Origin of the sequence: Shewanella holmiensis (assembly GCF_025370255.1) — a bacterium.
In the GTDB taxonomy this organism is placed as follows: domain Bacteria; phylum Pseudomonadota; class Gammaproteobacteria; order Enterobacterales; family Shewanellaceae; genus Shewanella; species Shewanella holmiensis.
Genome location: NZ_JAMTCD010000004.1, coordinates 180,010 through 195,038, shown reverse-complemented (window position 1 = coordinate 195,038; position 15,029 = coordinate 180,010). Strand labels below are relative to the sequence as shown.

Sequence of the window (15,029 nt, the reverse complement as noted above, 5' to 3'; positions counted from 1 at the left end):
ATCATACCCTTATGCAAACTCGCGTTTTTCGCCTTCACCTTCAATATTGGTCACACAGCGTTGACACAATGTTGGGTGAGCTTCAATGGTGCTAACTTCTTCACGGTGATGCCAGCAACGTTCACACTTTTGCGCATTACTTTTGGTCACCACTAATTTAAGGCTTTCGAGCTCTGTAACCACTGCATCTGCTGGTGCATCGGCTAAAGGTGCAACAACGGCTTTAGAAGTTAGCAATACAAAGCGTAGTTCATCATCTAACTTAGCCAACTGCGCCATAAGCTCGGTATCAGCAAATAGCGTCACTTCAGCTTCTAATGAACCACCAATACGCTTATCACGACGGGCTTGTTCAATCACTTTGTTAACTTCATTTCTAACCGTAAGCAGCTTCTGCCAATATTCATCGCTTAAGTCAGAGTCAAGCGTTACAGATTGTAATCCTTGATACCATTCTTCAGTAAACACATACTTTTCACGTTTACCCGGTAGTAACTGCCACACTTCATCCGCGGTGAAGCTTAAGATTGGTGTGATCCAACGTACCATAGCTTCAGCAATGTGGAATAAAGCCGACTGACAACTACGACGCGCATTACCATCTTGTTTAGCGGTATATTGGCGGTCTTTAATAATATCTAAGTAGAATGCACCCAGTTCAACTGAACAGAACTGCATTAACTTTTGAGTGACGAGATGGAAGTTATATTGATCGTATGCGGCAATAATTTCATTTTGCAACGCATCTGCACGGCGCATAACCCAGCGATCTAATGCCACCATATCTTCTGGGGCTACCATATCGGTTTCTGGATTGAAGCCATTCAAGTTAGCCAATAAGAAACGCGCGGTATTGCGTATACGTCGATAAGCATCAGCACTGCGGTTTAGAATTTCATCTGAAACCGTCATTTCACCGCTATAATCAGTTGCGGCAACCCACAAACGTAGAATATCAGCACCGAGTTTGTTGGTAACTTGTAATGGCGCTATCACGTTACCGACAGACTTAGACATTTTGCGGCCTTTACCATCAACGGTAAATCCATGTGTCAGCACTTGCTTGTATGGCGCTTTGCCATTCATAGCCGTTGAAATCATCAGTGATGACATAAACCAACCACGATGTTGATCGCTACCTTCAAGATACAAATCAACTTCATGGCCTTGGAACTCAGGACGTGATGCTACAACCGATGAGAAGGTTGAACCAGAGTCGTACCACACGTCGAGTGTGTCTGTCACTTTGCGATATTGTGAAGCTTCTTCACCAAGTAGTTCAGACTCATCTAAATCCCACCAAGCTTGAATACCCTGTTGCTCGATACGGTGCGCGATACGCTCCATCAACGAAACACTATCAGGGTGTAACTCTTCGGTTTCACGGTGTACAAATAAGGTGATTGGCACTCCCCATGTGCGTTGACGTGAAATACACCAGTCTGGACGGTTCTCAACCATTTTCTCGATACGGCTTTGACCCCAATCAGGTACCCACTGTGTTTTTTCAATTTCAGCTAATGCTTGAGTACGTAGGCCTTTGTTATCCATCGAAATGAACCACTGTGGCGTTGCACGGAAAATAATCGGGGTTTTGTGGCGCCAGCAATGCGGATAACTATGACGATAAGCTACATGATTCAGTAATGCGCCTTTTTCTTTTAAAAGTGCTACCACGTTATCATTGGCTTTAAACACATGTTGACCAGCAAAGAATTCAGTATCAGGCTTAAATACGCCATTATCACCCACAGGGTTTGCAACTTCTAAATCATATTTTTGACCAACAACAAAGTCGTCTTGACCATGACCAGGTGCTGTATGAACAATACCCGTACCAGCGTCGGTGGTAACATGGTCACCTAAAATTGCGGGGACATCAAAACTTAAAAAAGGATGTTTAAAGCGCGTTAATTCAAGTTCTGCACCTTTGATTTCACCAATAATAGTATGTGAATCAAATGCAAAACGTTCAACACATGACTCAACTAACACCCGACCTAAAATCACCGCTGCGGTTACACCCTCTTTGGTGTATTCCACTAAGCTGTAATCTAATTCAGGACTGAGTGACAATGCGCGGTTAGCCGGTAATGTCCAAGGAGTGGTTGTCCAGATGACCATAGAAACGGGATAAGCGTAATTTTCAACGCCGAACTTAGCCGCAATGGCTGCGCTATCAGTCGCTTCAAAAGCCACATCGATTGCGGGTGACGTTTTATCTTCGTATTCAACTTCGGCTTCAGCTAACGCTGAACCACAATCGGTACACCAGTGCACAGGTTTAACACCTTTATGCAAGTGGCCACTGTCAATCACTTTCGCCAGTGAGCGAACAATATTCGCTTCAGTGCTGAAGTCCATGGTCAGGTATGGGTTGTGCCAATCACCTAACACGCCTAAACGGATGAAGTCATCACGTTGACCTTCAACCTGAATAGCCGCATATTTACGACATTCTTCACGAAACTCTGCAGCAGAAATTTTCTGCCCAGGCTTACCCACTTTTTGCTCAACTTTCAGCTCAATAGGTAAACCGTGACAATCCCAACCAGGGATATAAGGCGCGTCAAAACCTGACATGGTTTTAGACTTGATAATAATGTCTTTTAGGATTTTATTAACTGAGTGACCAATATGAATACTGCCATTCGCATATGGAGGGCCATCGTGCAAAATAAACGGTTTACGACCCGTTCTATTTTCACGAATGTGTTGATACAGCCCATCTTGCGTCCAGCGATTTAACATTTCTGGCTCGCGATTAGCTAAGTTACCACGCATCGGAAATTCAGTTTCCGGCAAATTCAAAGTCAGTTTATAGTCGCTCATTGATCCCATACCGTTGTTTAAGCTGAATACATCAGCTTGCATCAAAGCTGAACAAAGCCTTGGCTTCATTCGCATCATTCAAAATTTGTTTTTTTAGTGCATCGAGTGATTCAAAAGGTTGTTCATCACGAATTTTTGCCACTAATTCTACTTCTACTCGCTTGCCATACAAGTCACCATCAAAATCGAATAAGTGCACTTCTAATTGGCAAACTTGGCCTTGCACCGTTGGTCTAAAACCAATATTAGCAACACCCTCATATATATCACTGTCATCCCAAAACAAACGCACTGCAAATACACCGCGTACTGGAACAACTTTCCTTTTTAAAGCAATATTTGCCGTTGGAAAACCTATGGTTCTGCCAATTTTTTGTCCGTGGGCCACTCTACCACTTAAGATAAAGGGGTGTCCCAGCAACCGCCTTGCTTGCTCTAAGTTACCAAGCTGCAGTTGCTCGCGTACTAAGGTTGAACTCACACGTTGCGAGCCAACAATAAAACTTTGCGTACTCACCACGGTAAAACCAAATTCTTTTCCTGCAGCGACCAACATATCAAAGGTGCCTTCACGGCCTTTGCCAAAACAAAAATCGTCACCAACTACGAGGTATTTCACCCCAAGCTTATTAACAAGTAAATCTTCAATAAAAGCTTGTGCGGGTTGACTGGCAAAAGAAGGTGTAAAGTTAATACACAATAAACGGTCGACTTCTAGCTCATCAAGTAAACGGACTTTATCACGCAGCAAGCTTAACCTTGCAGGCGCTTTGTCGCCACGAAACAATTCTTGTGGCTGAGGCTCAAAGGTCATTATCGTTGCAGGTAACTGAAAATGATGCGCTTTATCTACCAAACGTTTTATCACTTCAGCATGGCCACGATGCACACCATCAAAGTTACCAATGGAGAGCACGCACCCATGATGAGAAGGTAATATATTGTGTATACCGCGGATTAATTCCATTACGCCAATGCTTGCCCAAGTAATTTGATGATAGTAAATCGGCAGATTATATACCCAAAGCCCTATTCACTTAAACCCACTAACTCTATTAAGCCCGTTTAATTCTATCTTTATCGTGAAACAGGGGCTTTTTTAATTTTCCATGGCCTCACGCCAAGTAAAAGCAACGTCATTAAATAACTGATTGCACCAGCAATAATTAAGGTGATAAGCATCAGCATTCGATGACCAATATTCCAACTCAGCCACTGAGATTGATCTGGGGAGAAATAAAATAGCAAACCAGACATCACAGCTGTAGCAACAATAATTTTAAAGGTAAAAATCAAAGTAGAACGGCTGACTTGATACACCCCAGCTTTATGCAGACCTCGATACAGTAACCCAGCATTTAGCAGTGCGGACATTGATGTTGCTATCGCTAAGCCTACATAACCAAAAGGAATAGCAAAAATAAGGTTAAAAAACATATTGGTTACCATAGCAATTATGCCAAATTTAACCGGTGTTTTAGTATCCTGCCTTGAGTAGTAGCCTGGGGCTAACACCTTAATCATCATAAAGCTCAGCAGGCCGGCACCATAAGCCACTAGACTGTATGAAGCCATTTCAACATCTGTGATGCTAAATGCTCCACGCATGAATAGCACCATTAACATTGGTTGAGCGAGTAAAATCAAGCCGAACATCGCGGGCATACCCAAAAGCAAAATAGCTTTAACTCCCCAATCCATTGTGTGACGAAACCCTTCTCCTTCAGCATTAATATGCTTTTTTGAGAGCGCAGGTAAAATCACCGTGGCGATGGCAATACCAAATAATCCGAGCGGAAACTCAAGCAATCGATCGGCGTAATATAGCCAGCTAATCGATCCCGTCATTAAAAAGCTGGCTATAAAAGTATCGAACAGTAAGTTGATTTGCGAAACCGAAACGCCGAAAAGCGCAGGGATCATTAAAGTGCGAATTTTAACCACACCAGGATGATGCCACCCCCATGAAGGTTTAACTAAAGCACGATCTTGGATTAAAAAAGGAATTTGAAATATAAATTGTACTAGGCCACCAACAAAAACACCCCATGCTAATCCAATTTCAGGGCTTTCCATGGTAGGCGAGACATATAAAGCAAATGCAATGATCGAAATATTAAGAAAAACAGGCGTAAACGCTGAAACAGCAAAGCGACCTCTGGTATTTAAAATTGATCCTGCTAAGGCGGTAAAGGTGATAAACCACAAATAGGGGAAGGTGATTTTCAGCATTAATGATGCAAGTTCAAATTTTTCGGCATTCGGGCCATCATTTAACCAATCTAAAAACCAGCCTCCGCCAAACAATGCCGCTAATATAGGTGAGCCTAATACCCCAAAAAGTGTCACCAATGTAACTAATCCCCCCAAGGTACCGGCAACTTTACCGATTAACTCCCTTGTTTCTTCTGGAGTATGCTTTTCTTGGTATTCAGTTAAAACAGGTACAAAAGCTTGTGCAAAAGCACCTTCTGCAAACAGTCGACGTAAAAAGTTTGGTATTTTATTCGCGAAAAAAAACACATCGGCACTACTTCCCGCACCCATTAGGTTTGCAATGACAACATCCCGCACCAAACCCAATACGCGTGAAATCAATGTCATAGCACTAACAATCACACCTGATCTTATTAACTTTTTACTCAATTGGCCCCCTGAAGCACATCCTGCCCACAAAATTTAATGGGATTTGTCACAAATATTCTAACCAAGCCCTGTCACATAGGCGAAAGAGCTGTTAGAATTGCCGCCACATATTACACGAGTGGGTTGAAGATAAGCACGCTCGATTGAAATTTTTATCTTTATGATGGCATTTCAATCATTGTCGTTGACAAAGCGACAAAAAGCAGGCATATTCCTCGGCCTTTAAAAGTATCAAATCCAGTTTTTAGGAGTTGCACCTTGGCTAATAGCAAGTCTGCAAAGAAGCGCGCGCTTCAGTCTGAAAAGCGTCGTCAGCATAATGCAAGCCGTCGCTCTATGTTACGTACATACGTTAAAAAAGTTATCGCTGCTATCAAGAGCGGTGACCACAAAGCGGCTACAGAAGCGTTCGCAGTTGCACAACCAATCGTTGACCGTATGGCGACAAAAGGCCTTATTCACAAGAATAAAGCTGGTCGTCAAAAGGCACGTTTGAATGCTAGAATCAAAGCACTAGCTGCTTAATTTTAGTAATCAATTTAAAAAACCGGCTTAGGCCGGTTTTTTTATGCCTAAAATTTAACCCTATCTTATTTATGTTTTTTGTTGCAATAAAAAAGCCTTAATCAGGTTAATGATTAAGGCTCAATACAAAATTGAAAACTAGTGGCAATACATATTATTTAGCACTTGAATTAACGCTTTCACTTCATCACTTTTTAACGAGTAATAAACAGTTTGTGCTTCTTTACGTGTACACACTAAGTCATCCTTTCTTAACCATGCGAGGTGCTGTGATAACGCAGACTGACTCAAACCTAGCTTTTTATTCATATCGCCAACGCACATTTCACCATCATTTAAAAGGTGGCATAAAATAAACAATCTACGTTCGTTTGCTAGTGCCTTCAGTAACACAACAGCATGATCGGCTTGTTGTTGCATTTTTTCTATATTCATCACCCGAAATACTCTCCTCATCTAACCTTAGCCTAATATAGCGTCACCTTAAAAATAGAGTCGGGACATGAAGCACACTTTTTGGTAGATTGTTTAAAAAAGTGAGACATAGTTAGAATATTTGAAGGAAACTCATGAAAAACTATACGCACGTCAGCTTAACCGCCTTATTTACAATGGCATTATTAGGCTGTCAACCGACCTCCTCCTCGGTTCAAAAAAAACCTGAATTGGTCATAAATAATTCACAAGACGCAATCATTAGTCAGCAACTTGCCCAAAAAGCCTTAAATTCAAATGTCGCTTATGACATCGTTGAATCACTGACGGTAGAAGTGGGTCCAAGGTTAGCTGGAACAGACAAAGATATCATGGCGGTTGATTGGGCCATGGAAAAGTTATGGTTGATGGGATTTGATAAAGTTTATAAAGAATCTGTTCAAGTACCCGCTTGGTCTCGCGGCCATGCAAGTGCCAGTATCATAGCGCCATATGATCAGCCTCTAGTGATTACCGCACTAGGTGGAAGTGTTGCGACCCCAATTAAAGGAATTCAAGCTCCGATTGTACGATTTGAGTCATTAGAAGAACTTACATTAGCCTCTCCTGGTCGCATAGAAGGTAAAATAGTATTCATCGACCATAAAACTGAGCGTCATAAAGATGGTAATGGTTATGGTGTGACTGTGGGTGGTCGTTCAAAAGGTGCCGTTGAAGCCGCTAAAAAGGGAGCGGTTGCTATTGTCATTCGTTCAATAGGCACAAATCACGACCGTATGGCACACACTGGCATGATGCGATATGAAGAAGATGTACCTAAAATTCCTGCAGCGGCAATGTCTATTCCTGATGCAGAACTGATTAACGACATGCTTAAACGCGACCCTAATATTGTGATGTCATTAAATATGACCTCAGAAAACCTTGGTATTGCAACATCATATAATGTCATCGCCGAAGTGACTGGCAGCAGTAAGCCTGACGAAATAGTGCTAATCGGAGCACATTTAGACTCATGGGATGAAGGCACAGGTGCAATAGATGATGGCGCAGGTGTGGCAATTGTGACCGCTGCGGCAAAGTTAATTCAAGATCTGCCGCAAAAGCCAGCTCGCACTGTAAGGGTTGTCTTATATGCTGCTGAAGAAGTGGGCTTGGTCGGCGGTAAAGCATACGCTGCTCAACATGCGGATGAATTAGATAAGCACTATATTGCGGCAGAATCTGATTTTGGCGCAGGACCAATTTATCAAATAGACTTCAATGTCGCACCTAGCAGCTTTAGTCAGGCACAACATCAAGTCTCTGCAATGACGCTATTTGGCGTCGCGTTAGGCACAAACGATGCGTCTGGTGGCCCAGATGTATCTATGATGCCGGGTTTAGGCGTTCCTGTTGCATCATTAAAACAAGATGGTACCGATTACTTTGATTACCACCACACGCCTAATGACACCTTAGATAAAATTGATCCCAAGGCATTAGCCCAAAATGTGGCTGCTTATGTTCAATTTGCTTATATGATGGCGCAATCTGAAATTGATTTAAGACCGTTAGCTTCGTCTAAATAATTTCAATGTCATATTGATAAAAAAGCCCTTATTAAGGGCTTTTTTGCATTAACTGATAAAGCGCTATTTAAGCTGAGGTCTGGTTTAATAGGTAACCTTCATTGCACTCATGACCAACAATCCCTTAGCTTACAATCTTTAAAGCCTTACAAGCTCTAAACTTGCTCTTCTCGTAAAAACACAGGGCTATTCGGGGTGGATTGCGCGGGACTATAAAAATAGCCTTCAAGATCAAATTCGAGTAATGCTGATAATGTCTTAGGTTGCTTATCTATCAAGTATCTTGCCATCAAACCACGGGCTTTTTTGGCATAAAAGCTGATGACTTTGTATTGTCCATTTTTGCAATCTTTGAACACTGGCGTAATTAACTGACCATTAAGTTGTTTTACTTTTACCGACTTAAAATACTCATTAGAAGCTAAATTAATAATGATGTCATCACCTTGTTCTAGTAATGCATTATTTACCTCTTTGGTAATGGTATCGCCCCAAAAAGCATATAGGTTACTTCCATGAGGATTAGCAAGCTTTGTTCCCATTTCAAGGCGATATGGTTGCATTAAATCTAACGGCTTAAGTAATCCATATAAACCAGATAGTATGCGTAAATGTTGCTGTGCTGATTGAATTTGTGCTTCAGATAAACTATCCGCATCAAAGCCTGTATAGACATCACCTCTAAAAGCAAAAATGGCTTGCTTGGCGTTATCGGGAGTAAAGTTGGGCTGCCACTGTGCAAATCGGGCTGCATTTAACCCTGCAATTTTATCACTGACCTTCATCAAGCTGGCTATATCAACTGGCGAAAGCTCACGACAAACCTTAATAAGTGATTCACTGTAGGATAATAATGTTGGCTGAGTGAATGTTTTCGTCGCAGGGGGATTTTCAAAATCTAATGTTTTGGCAGGTGATACTAAAACCAGCATAGTTTGCTCCTCTTTCTTAATTAGGTTTATGATACGTGACTAATATAAAAAAACCATGCTAAATCAGCATGGTTTTTTCGATTAAGCTAACGCACATTTTCAATGCATTATATCTTTCTACTATCTATGACTTATGTTTTGCGGAGCCGTCAGGCCAAATCTTTTCTTCTAATTGATCAGCTAACTCCGGAAATTTACTGGTATCAAATACGGGATCTTTGCCAGCCTTAACTTGCTCGCGATAGTCATTAATGACTCGAATAGCTAAACCTGATAGTAATGAAATGGCGACAATATTCACCAAGGCCATTAAGCCCATTGAAACGTCGGCTAAATCCCACACCAAACCAATTTTAGCCATAGCACCAAACATGACCATGCCTAATACAATCAATCTAAAAATGGGTAACGCCTTTTTACTATTACCTGATAAAAACATCACATTGGTTTCAGCATAAGAGTAGTTTGCAATAATCGAAGTAAAACAAAATAGCAAAATGGCAGCTGCAATAAATCCACCACCCCAACTGCCAACATGTGAAGATAGGGCATTGATTGTCATACCAATACCTTCACCAGAGCCTGCGGCCTCACCTGATAATAAAATAATTGCTGCTGTCGCGGTACAAATCACGATGGTATCGAAAAATACCCCCATCATTTGAATGTAACCCTGTGATGCTGGGTGATTCGGATTAGGAGATGCGCTGGCGGCAATATTTGCCGCACTGCCCATACCGGCTTCATTTGAAAACAAACCACGTGCGATACCAGCTTGCATGGCTTGCGCAACACTATAAGCAATGGCACCACCAGCCGCTTCTTGCCAACCAAACGCACTATTGATAACAAGCATAAACACTCTAGGCAGCTCGGTTACATTCATCATTACAACTACAAATGCCATCAAGATATAAGCCAGCGCCATCACAGGTACAATAAATTCAGAAACCTTAGCCACTTTCTTTAAACCACCCATAATAACGACGCCGCTAAAGGCTGTGATCCCAATCCCCACATAAAGCGGATTAAAATCAAATACCGTCGTCATTGCGCCAGCAATGGTATTAGCTTGAACAGCATTAAAGACTAGACCAAAACAGATAATGAGTAGAATGGAGAATAAAATCCCCATCCAACGCTGCCCTAAACCTTTCTCCATATAATAAGAAGGGCCGCCGCGATATTGTCCATCCACATCTTTAACTTTGTAAACTTGAGCAAGTGTGGATTCGATCATTGCTGTGGCCATGCCTAAAACCGCAATAGCCCACATCCAAAAAACAGCCCCTGGCCCTGCAACACCTATTGCAAATGCTACACCAGCCATATTACCTGCACCGACACGCGCTGCCATACTGGTACAAAATACTTGAAAAGATGACAAGCCATTCTTTCCTGGTCGGCGACTTATAGAAAGTAACTTAAGACCATGACCAAACTGGCTAAACTGAATAAATCCCAGTCTAATGGTGAAATATAACCCTGCACCCACTAGTCCGTAGACTAATAATTTGCCCCATAGGAGGTCATTTAAAAAATTAACGATCGTCTCTAACATTGCCATAATGCTTGTCTATTCCTTTGGGATAGCTTTATTTTGTGCAACCTAAGTATAAGCACGACAAAATAAAAATATCTTAGTTATTTGATTATTATAGATTTAATGTAATAACTGAGTAATAACCCGTTATTTAACTGGCTTCATTATACTCATTCAACAAACTATCTCTAATTTAGTTTGCCCAACTAAACTGAAATTTCAGTGTTAATTGTATTTTTTTAACAAGAGCAAATTAACACGAGCTGTCAAACTGATCTTGATAAGCTGATCGCAAAAAAACATTCCTCCCCCGCCAGAATAACAAATCGACAACCTTATAAACTGCTCAAAATTAAACCCGTTAACACTTCAAAAACAATACTGCTGTTTTTTTATCCCATCTGGTTAGCAAAAGTTTGAACCATCACACATTATTAACCACAAAATAAGAATACAGTGTTCTTAAATTAAGACTAAGTATTTTATATTTCACTATGTACGAGGCCACTATGACAACTGCTAATGAAATTATTGCTCTGAAAAAATATGTTAGAGCTACCAATTTTCTTGCTACTTCACAAATTTATCTTAAGCAAAATGTATTGTACAAACGCAAGCTTGAGCACACGGATATTAAGCCAAGATTATTAGGCCACTGGGGAACATGTCCTGGTATCAACTTTGTTTATGCCAACGTAAACCGTCTTATCGTTAAACATAACCGTGAATTCATTTATCTTGTTGGCCCAGGACATGGTTTCCCTGCAGTACAAGCTAACTTGTTTATGGAAGGTTCATTAAGCCATTTCTACCCAGAAACAATTCCTTTCACAGAAACGGGTATCGAAGATATCTGTAAGAAATTCTCAGCAGCTTACGGTTACCCATCACATGCTAACCCTGAAGCACCGGGACAAATTTTAGAAGGTGGTGAGCTAGGTTACTCATTATCCGTTGCTTGGGGCTCTGTTCTTGATAACCCCAATCTTATTGCAACCTGTTTAATCGGTGACGGTGAAGCAGAAACAGGTCCACTAGCTGCATCTTGGTATGCTAACCGATTAGTGTCTCCTGCTAATAACGGTGCGGTATTACCTATAGTGCATATCAATGGTTATAAAATTTCAGGTCCAACTCGTATGGGCCGAATGAGCCATGAAGAACTTGATTTAGAATTCCGTGGCCTTGGTTACCATCCAATCATTGTTGATGATGAACTTGATACTGACATCTATGAACAGATGACAGCAGCAATGGATTTATCTTATGACATGATCACAGATATTCAACGCCGAGCTCGTTCAGGTGAAGATGTCGTTAAGCCACGCTGGCCTGTCATTTTAATGAGAACAGCAAAAGGCTGGACTGGTACGTCAGAATACGCAGGCAAGAAACTTGAAGGTAACTGTGAATCGCACCAAGTTATTGTCAACAACTGTGCTACCGATAAAGGCCATTTAGAGGCGCTTGATCAATGGTTAGCCAGCTATAAATTTGATGAGTTAGTCCAAACTACAGAATCTGGCGAACTGGTCTTTGATAAAGACATTTTATCACTCGTGCCACCAAAAGATTTGTGTTGTGGCCGTCAACGCCTAAGCTACGGTGGTGAAGTGGTACGCGCATTAGCCAATCCTGATCTGGCTAAACTAGGTTATGGTCCTGAAACACCTCGCGGTCAACGTGGATACTCTATGTTGAAAATGGGCCAATGGATGCGTGATGCCTTCAAACTGAACCGCGATCAACGTAACCTGCGTATTTTTAGCCCTGATGAAACCTATTCAAACCAATTACAAGCTGTGTTTGAAGAAACAGATCGCGCATGGCAATGGCCTATTGAAAGCTGGGACGAAGATATGTCTCGTGATGGCCGAGTGATTGAGTTGTTATCTGAAAACTTACTTTTCGGTATGCTTCACGGTTACACTGTAACCGGTCGTCACGGCATGTTCCCAACGTATGAGGCTTTCTCTCAAGTTGTGTCATCAATGGCTGACCAATACTGTAAGTATGTGCATGCTAGCCAAGACATTCACTTCCGTAAGCCAATCCCTGCGTGTAACGTTGTGTTGTCTTCACTATTAGAACGCCAGGATCACAATGGTTATTCTCACCAGAATCCGTCATTCTTGGGCGCAATGTTAGAGAAACATCCAAACATTATCTCTGCTTATTTACCAGCAGATGCTAACAGCACTCTGGTTTATACTGAACGCGCATATGCAGACCGAGATAAATTAAACATTATCGTAGCGGGTAAAAAATCACTACCACAATGGTTATCATTAGAAGAAGCGCGTAAGCAGGCTAAAGATGGCATCATGGTGTGGGATTTCGCATCGGATGAAAATCCAGATGTAGTACTAGCTGGTTGTGGTGATTATGCCACTCAAGAATGTATGGCTTCACTCGTACTCATCCGTGAGATTTTACCTAGAGTGCGCATCCGTTTTGTGAGTGTATCTGAACTCCACAGCAGTGGCCTTGGCAGCCTTAAATTCCAAAGCAAGCCTTGGATGATGGATGAAGTCTTCACTGAAGATAAAGGCGTGGTATTCAACTACCATGGTTATCCAAATACTATCAAAAAACTCGTATTTGATTATAAAGGTAACCGCCGTTTCCGTATTAAAGGTTATGAAGAAGAAGGTTCAACCACCACACCATTCGATATGGGTGTACGTAACGGGACTTCTCGTTATCACTTAGTGATAGATATGGCCTATAAGTTGTTCCAACAAGGCGTGATTGACGAAACACAACATGTTCGCATAACAACAGACATGCTTCAGCGTTTGGTTGACCATAAGAACTACATCAAAGCAAATGGTGTTGACCCTGAAGAAATTGAAAACTGGGTATGGACAAGATAAGCATTTATTCAGTATTAATTAAACGCCATACAAATAATACTTAATCAAATAAATGCGTCCCATGGGCGCATTTATTATTTGAGGACACTTTATTAAAACGCCCCCTCTATCAGCAACATAATTCTAACACCCAGCACACCCCCCCCAAAAAAATGTAAAATAAACTGAAGATGTCAATCCCCTAACTCTTCCTTTATTTTAACGTTAAACATAAATTAATCATTTTTACTATGGCAAATCACTCAATTAGCAACGATAATTACGCCGCTGACTAAAACATAATGGATTCACCTATCAAGTGTCAGCTTCACATGTTTATAACAAACTAGAAGCATGTGTATTGGTGAAGTAAAATAACAAAGGACTTATAAATGATGAAGAACACATTAAAAGTAGTATTACTCACCTCTATGTTACCTTTTGCTGCATCTGCAGCAGAAGGAATGTCTCCTTGGTATGTAGGTGGCGGTTTAGGCGTAAACAACTACGAGCCAAACTGTGACCAAAAAACCATGAAAGTATGTGGCGAAGACGACCCGTATGCATGGGATGTATTCGGCGGATACTTATTCAATGATTATTTCGGTGTGGAATTAGGTTACCGTGACCTAGGCCGTGCTGAATGGGTTGACTACAGCAACAAATTAAATGATGTTGGTGCTCGTGGTATGACTTTAGGTTTAGTTGCGTTTTACCCATTTGCTGACAAATGGTCTTTATCAGCAGAAGCTGGTGCAATGAACTACCTAATTTCTAACAAAAAGCAGTGGAACACTGAATACTATAGCGACAGTGGTATTGCACCATATGTTGGCGCTGGTATCGGTTACAACTTCACTGAAAACCTAAAGTTAGCAGCTAAGTACCGTCGTTATGAAAACTTAGACGAAGAAAAGTGGAACACACTTTCTATGGAAAGCAACTACTGGGGTCTTGAACTAAGCTACCGCTTTGGCTCTGCCGCCCCTGCTGCTGTTGCCGCTCCAGTTGTTGCAGCTGTAGCTGCTGATGTTGATTCAGACAATGATGGTGTTGTTGATCGTTTAGACAAATGCCCTAACACACCAAGCGACCATAAAGTAGATGCTACAGGTTGTACAGTATATGAAATGGCAACAACTAAGCATGACTTAGGTGGCATTTTATTCGCTAACAACTCTTCTGTGATCAATCAATCTTCATATGCTGATATCGAAAAGTTAGCAAACTACATGAAGAAAAATCCAGAGCACACAGTGATCATTGAAGGTCATGCTTCAAATGTTGGTAAAGCGTCATACAACATGACACTTTCTGAGCGTCGTGCTAACTCTGTTGCACAAGCTTTAGAAAGCAAATATGGTATCAGCAGCAACCGCATCAAGTCTGTTGGTTATGGTATCACTAAGCCTATCGTTGAAGGCAACACACCTGAAGCGAATAAGCAAAACCGTCGTATCGAAGCTATCGTTACCGGTACTGAAAAGCGCGCAGTACTAAAATAATTTAGTCTATAACGCTAAAATGAAAAGCCGCTGATTTCAGCGGCTTTTTTGTTTTATGAACAATCTAAAACACCATAAATTGTTGCTTTAAACCTAATTAGCATACTAGATATTTAAGCTAAGTTATTTCATCCGTAATCAAATACGGAATTAAGCTACAATAAAAAACCGAATTTAAGTAAAAA

The 15,029-nt window shown here is 41.3% G+C and carries 10 protein-coding genes; 4 read left to right on the top strand and 6 right to left on the bottom strand.

What is annotated here, in order from left to right:
- Positions 1 to 9: 9 nt before the first annotated feature.
- The 3 genes from ileS to murJ all read right to left on the bottom strand — a co-directional run bounded on the left by ileS (position 10) and on the right by murJ (position 5,478).
- The gene (gene ileS / locus NE535_RS05085) at positions 10 to 2,832 is read right to left on the bottom strand and encodes an isoleucine--tRNA ligase (RefSeq protein ID WP_261297623.1); all 2,823 of its coding nucleotides are present in this window, start codon (positions 2,830 to 2,832) and stop codon (positions 10 to 12) included.
- A 31-nt stretch (positions 2,833 to 2,863) separates the two neighbouring features.
- Positions 2,864 to 3,799, bottom strand: coding sequence for a bifunctional riboflavin kinase/FAD synthetase (gene ribF, locus NE535_RS05080; RefSeq protein ID WP_261297584.1), 936 nt, complete (start codon positions 3,797 to 3,799; stop codon positions 2,864 to 2,866).
- Positions 3,800 to 3,909: 110 nt separating this feature from the next.
- Positions 3,910 to 5,478: a murein biosynthesis integral membrane protein MurJ gene (murJ, locus tag NE535_RS05075; protein ID WP_261297583.1), complete on the bottom strand. Its 1,569-nt coding sequence runs from the start codon at positions 5,476 to 5,478 to the stop codon at positions 3,910 to 3,912.
- Between the two features lie 258 nt (positions 5,479 to 5,736).
- Here murJ and rpsT point away from each other — a divergent pair, with 258 nt between their 5' ends.
- Positions 5,737 to 6,003 (top strand): 30S ribosomal protein S20, encoded by a 267-nt coding sequence (rpsT, locus tag NE535_RS05070; RefSeq protein WP_261297582.1) that lies wholly within the window; start codon positions 5,737 to 5,739, stop codon positions 6,001 to 6,003.
- 138 nt (positions 6,004 to 6,141) lie between these two features.
- Here the strand turns inward: rpsT and NE535_RS05065 are convergent, their stop codons facing one another.
- Positions 6,142 to 6,438: an ArsR/SmtB family transcription factor gene (locus NE535_RS05065; RefSeq protein ID WP_188841265.1), complete on the bottom strand. Its 297-nt coding sequence runs from the start codon at positions 6,436 to 6,438 to the stop codon at positions 6,142 to 6,144.
- 134 nt (positions 6,439 to 6,572) lie between these two features.
- Here NE535_RS05065 and NE535_RS05060 point away from each other — a divergent pair, with 134 nt between their 5' ends.
- Complete coding sequence (locus tag NE535_RS05060) at positions 6,573 to 8,009, top strand: M20/M25/M40 family metallo-hydrolase (RefSeq protein ID WP_261297581.1); 1,437 nt, start codon at positions 6,573 to 6,575, stop codon at positions 8,007 to 8,009.
- Between the two features lie 155 nt (positions 8,010 to 8,164).
- Here the strand turns inward: NE535_RS05060 and yaaA are convergent, their stop codons facing one another.
- Together yaaA and NE535_RS05050 are read right to left on the bottom strand one after the other, a co-directional pair.
- On the bottom strand, positions 8,165 to 8,941 hold the full coding sequence (gene yaaA / locus NE535_RS05055; RefSeq protein WP_261297580.1) for a peroxide stress protein YaaA: 777 nt from the start codon (positions 8,939 to 8,941) through the stop codon (positions 8,165 to 8,167).
- A gap of 124 nt (positions 8,942 to 9,065) precedes the next feature.
- Positions 9,066 to 10,502, bottom strand: coding sequence for an alanine/glycine:cation symporter family protein (locus NE535_RS05050; RefSeq protein WP_261297622.1), 1,437 nt, complete (start codon positions 10,500 to 10,502; stop codon positions 9,066 to 9,068).
- Positions 10,503 to 10,993: 491 nt separating this feature from the next.
- On the opposite strand from NE535_RS05050, the gene NE535_RS05045 reads away from it, so the two are divergent.
- On the top strand, positions 10,994 to 13,360 hold the full coding sequence (locus tag NE535_RS05045) for a phosphoketolase family protein (protein ID WP_261297579.1): 2,367 nt from the start codon (positions 10,994 to 10,996) through the stop codon (positions 13,358 to 13,360).
- 371 nt (positions 13,361 to 13,731) lie between these two features.
- Complete coding sequence (locus NE535_RS05040; protein WP_261297578.1) at positions 13,732 to 14,844, top strand: OmpA family protein; 1,113 nt, start codon at positions 13,732 to 13,734, stop codon at positions 14,842 to 14,844.
- The last annotated feature ends 185 nt before the right edge of the window (positions 14,845 to 15,029 follow it).

Coding starts and splice junctions, on each gene's coding strand:
- ileS (WP_261297623.1), bottom strand. CDS start 2,832: ATGAGCGACTATAAACTGACTTTGAATTTGCCGGAAACTGAATTTCCG.
- ribF (WP_261297584.1), bottom strand. CDS start 3,799: ATGGAATTAATCCGCGGTATACACAATATATTACCTTCTCATCATGGG.
- NE535_RS05065 (WP_188841265.1), bottom strand. CDS start 6,438: ATGAATATAGAAAAAATGCAACAACAAGCCGATCATGCTGTTGTGTTA.
- NE535_RS05060 (WP_261297581.1), top strand. CDS start 6,573: ATGAAAAACTATACGCACGTCAGCTTAACCGCCTTATTTACAATGGCA.
- yaaA (WP_261297580.1), bottom strand. CDS start 8,941: ATGCTGGTTTTAGTATCACCTGCCAAAACATTAGATTTTGAAAATCCC.
- NE535_RS05050 (WP_261297622.1), bottom strand. CDS start 10,502: ATGTTAGAGACGATCGTTAATTTTTTAAATGACCTCCTATGGGGCAAA.
- NE535_RS05045 (WP_261297579.1), top strand. CDS start 10,994: ATGACAACTGCTAATGAAATTATTGCTCTGAAAAAATATGTTAGAGCT.
- NE535_RS05040 (WP_261297578.1), top strand. CDS start 13,732: ATGATGAAGAACACATTAAAAGTAGTATTACTCACCTCTATGTTACCT.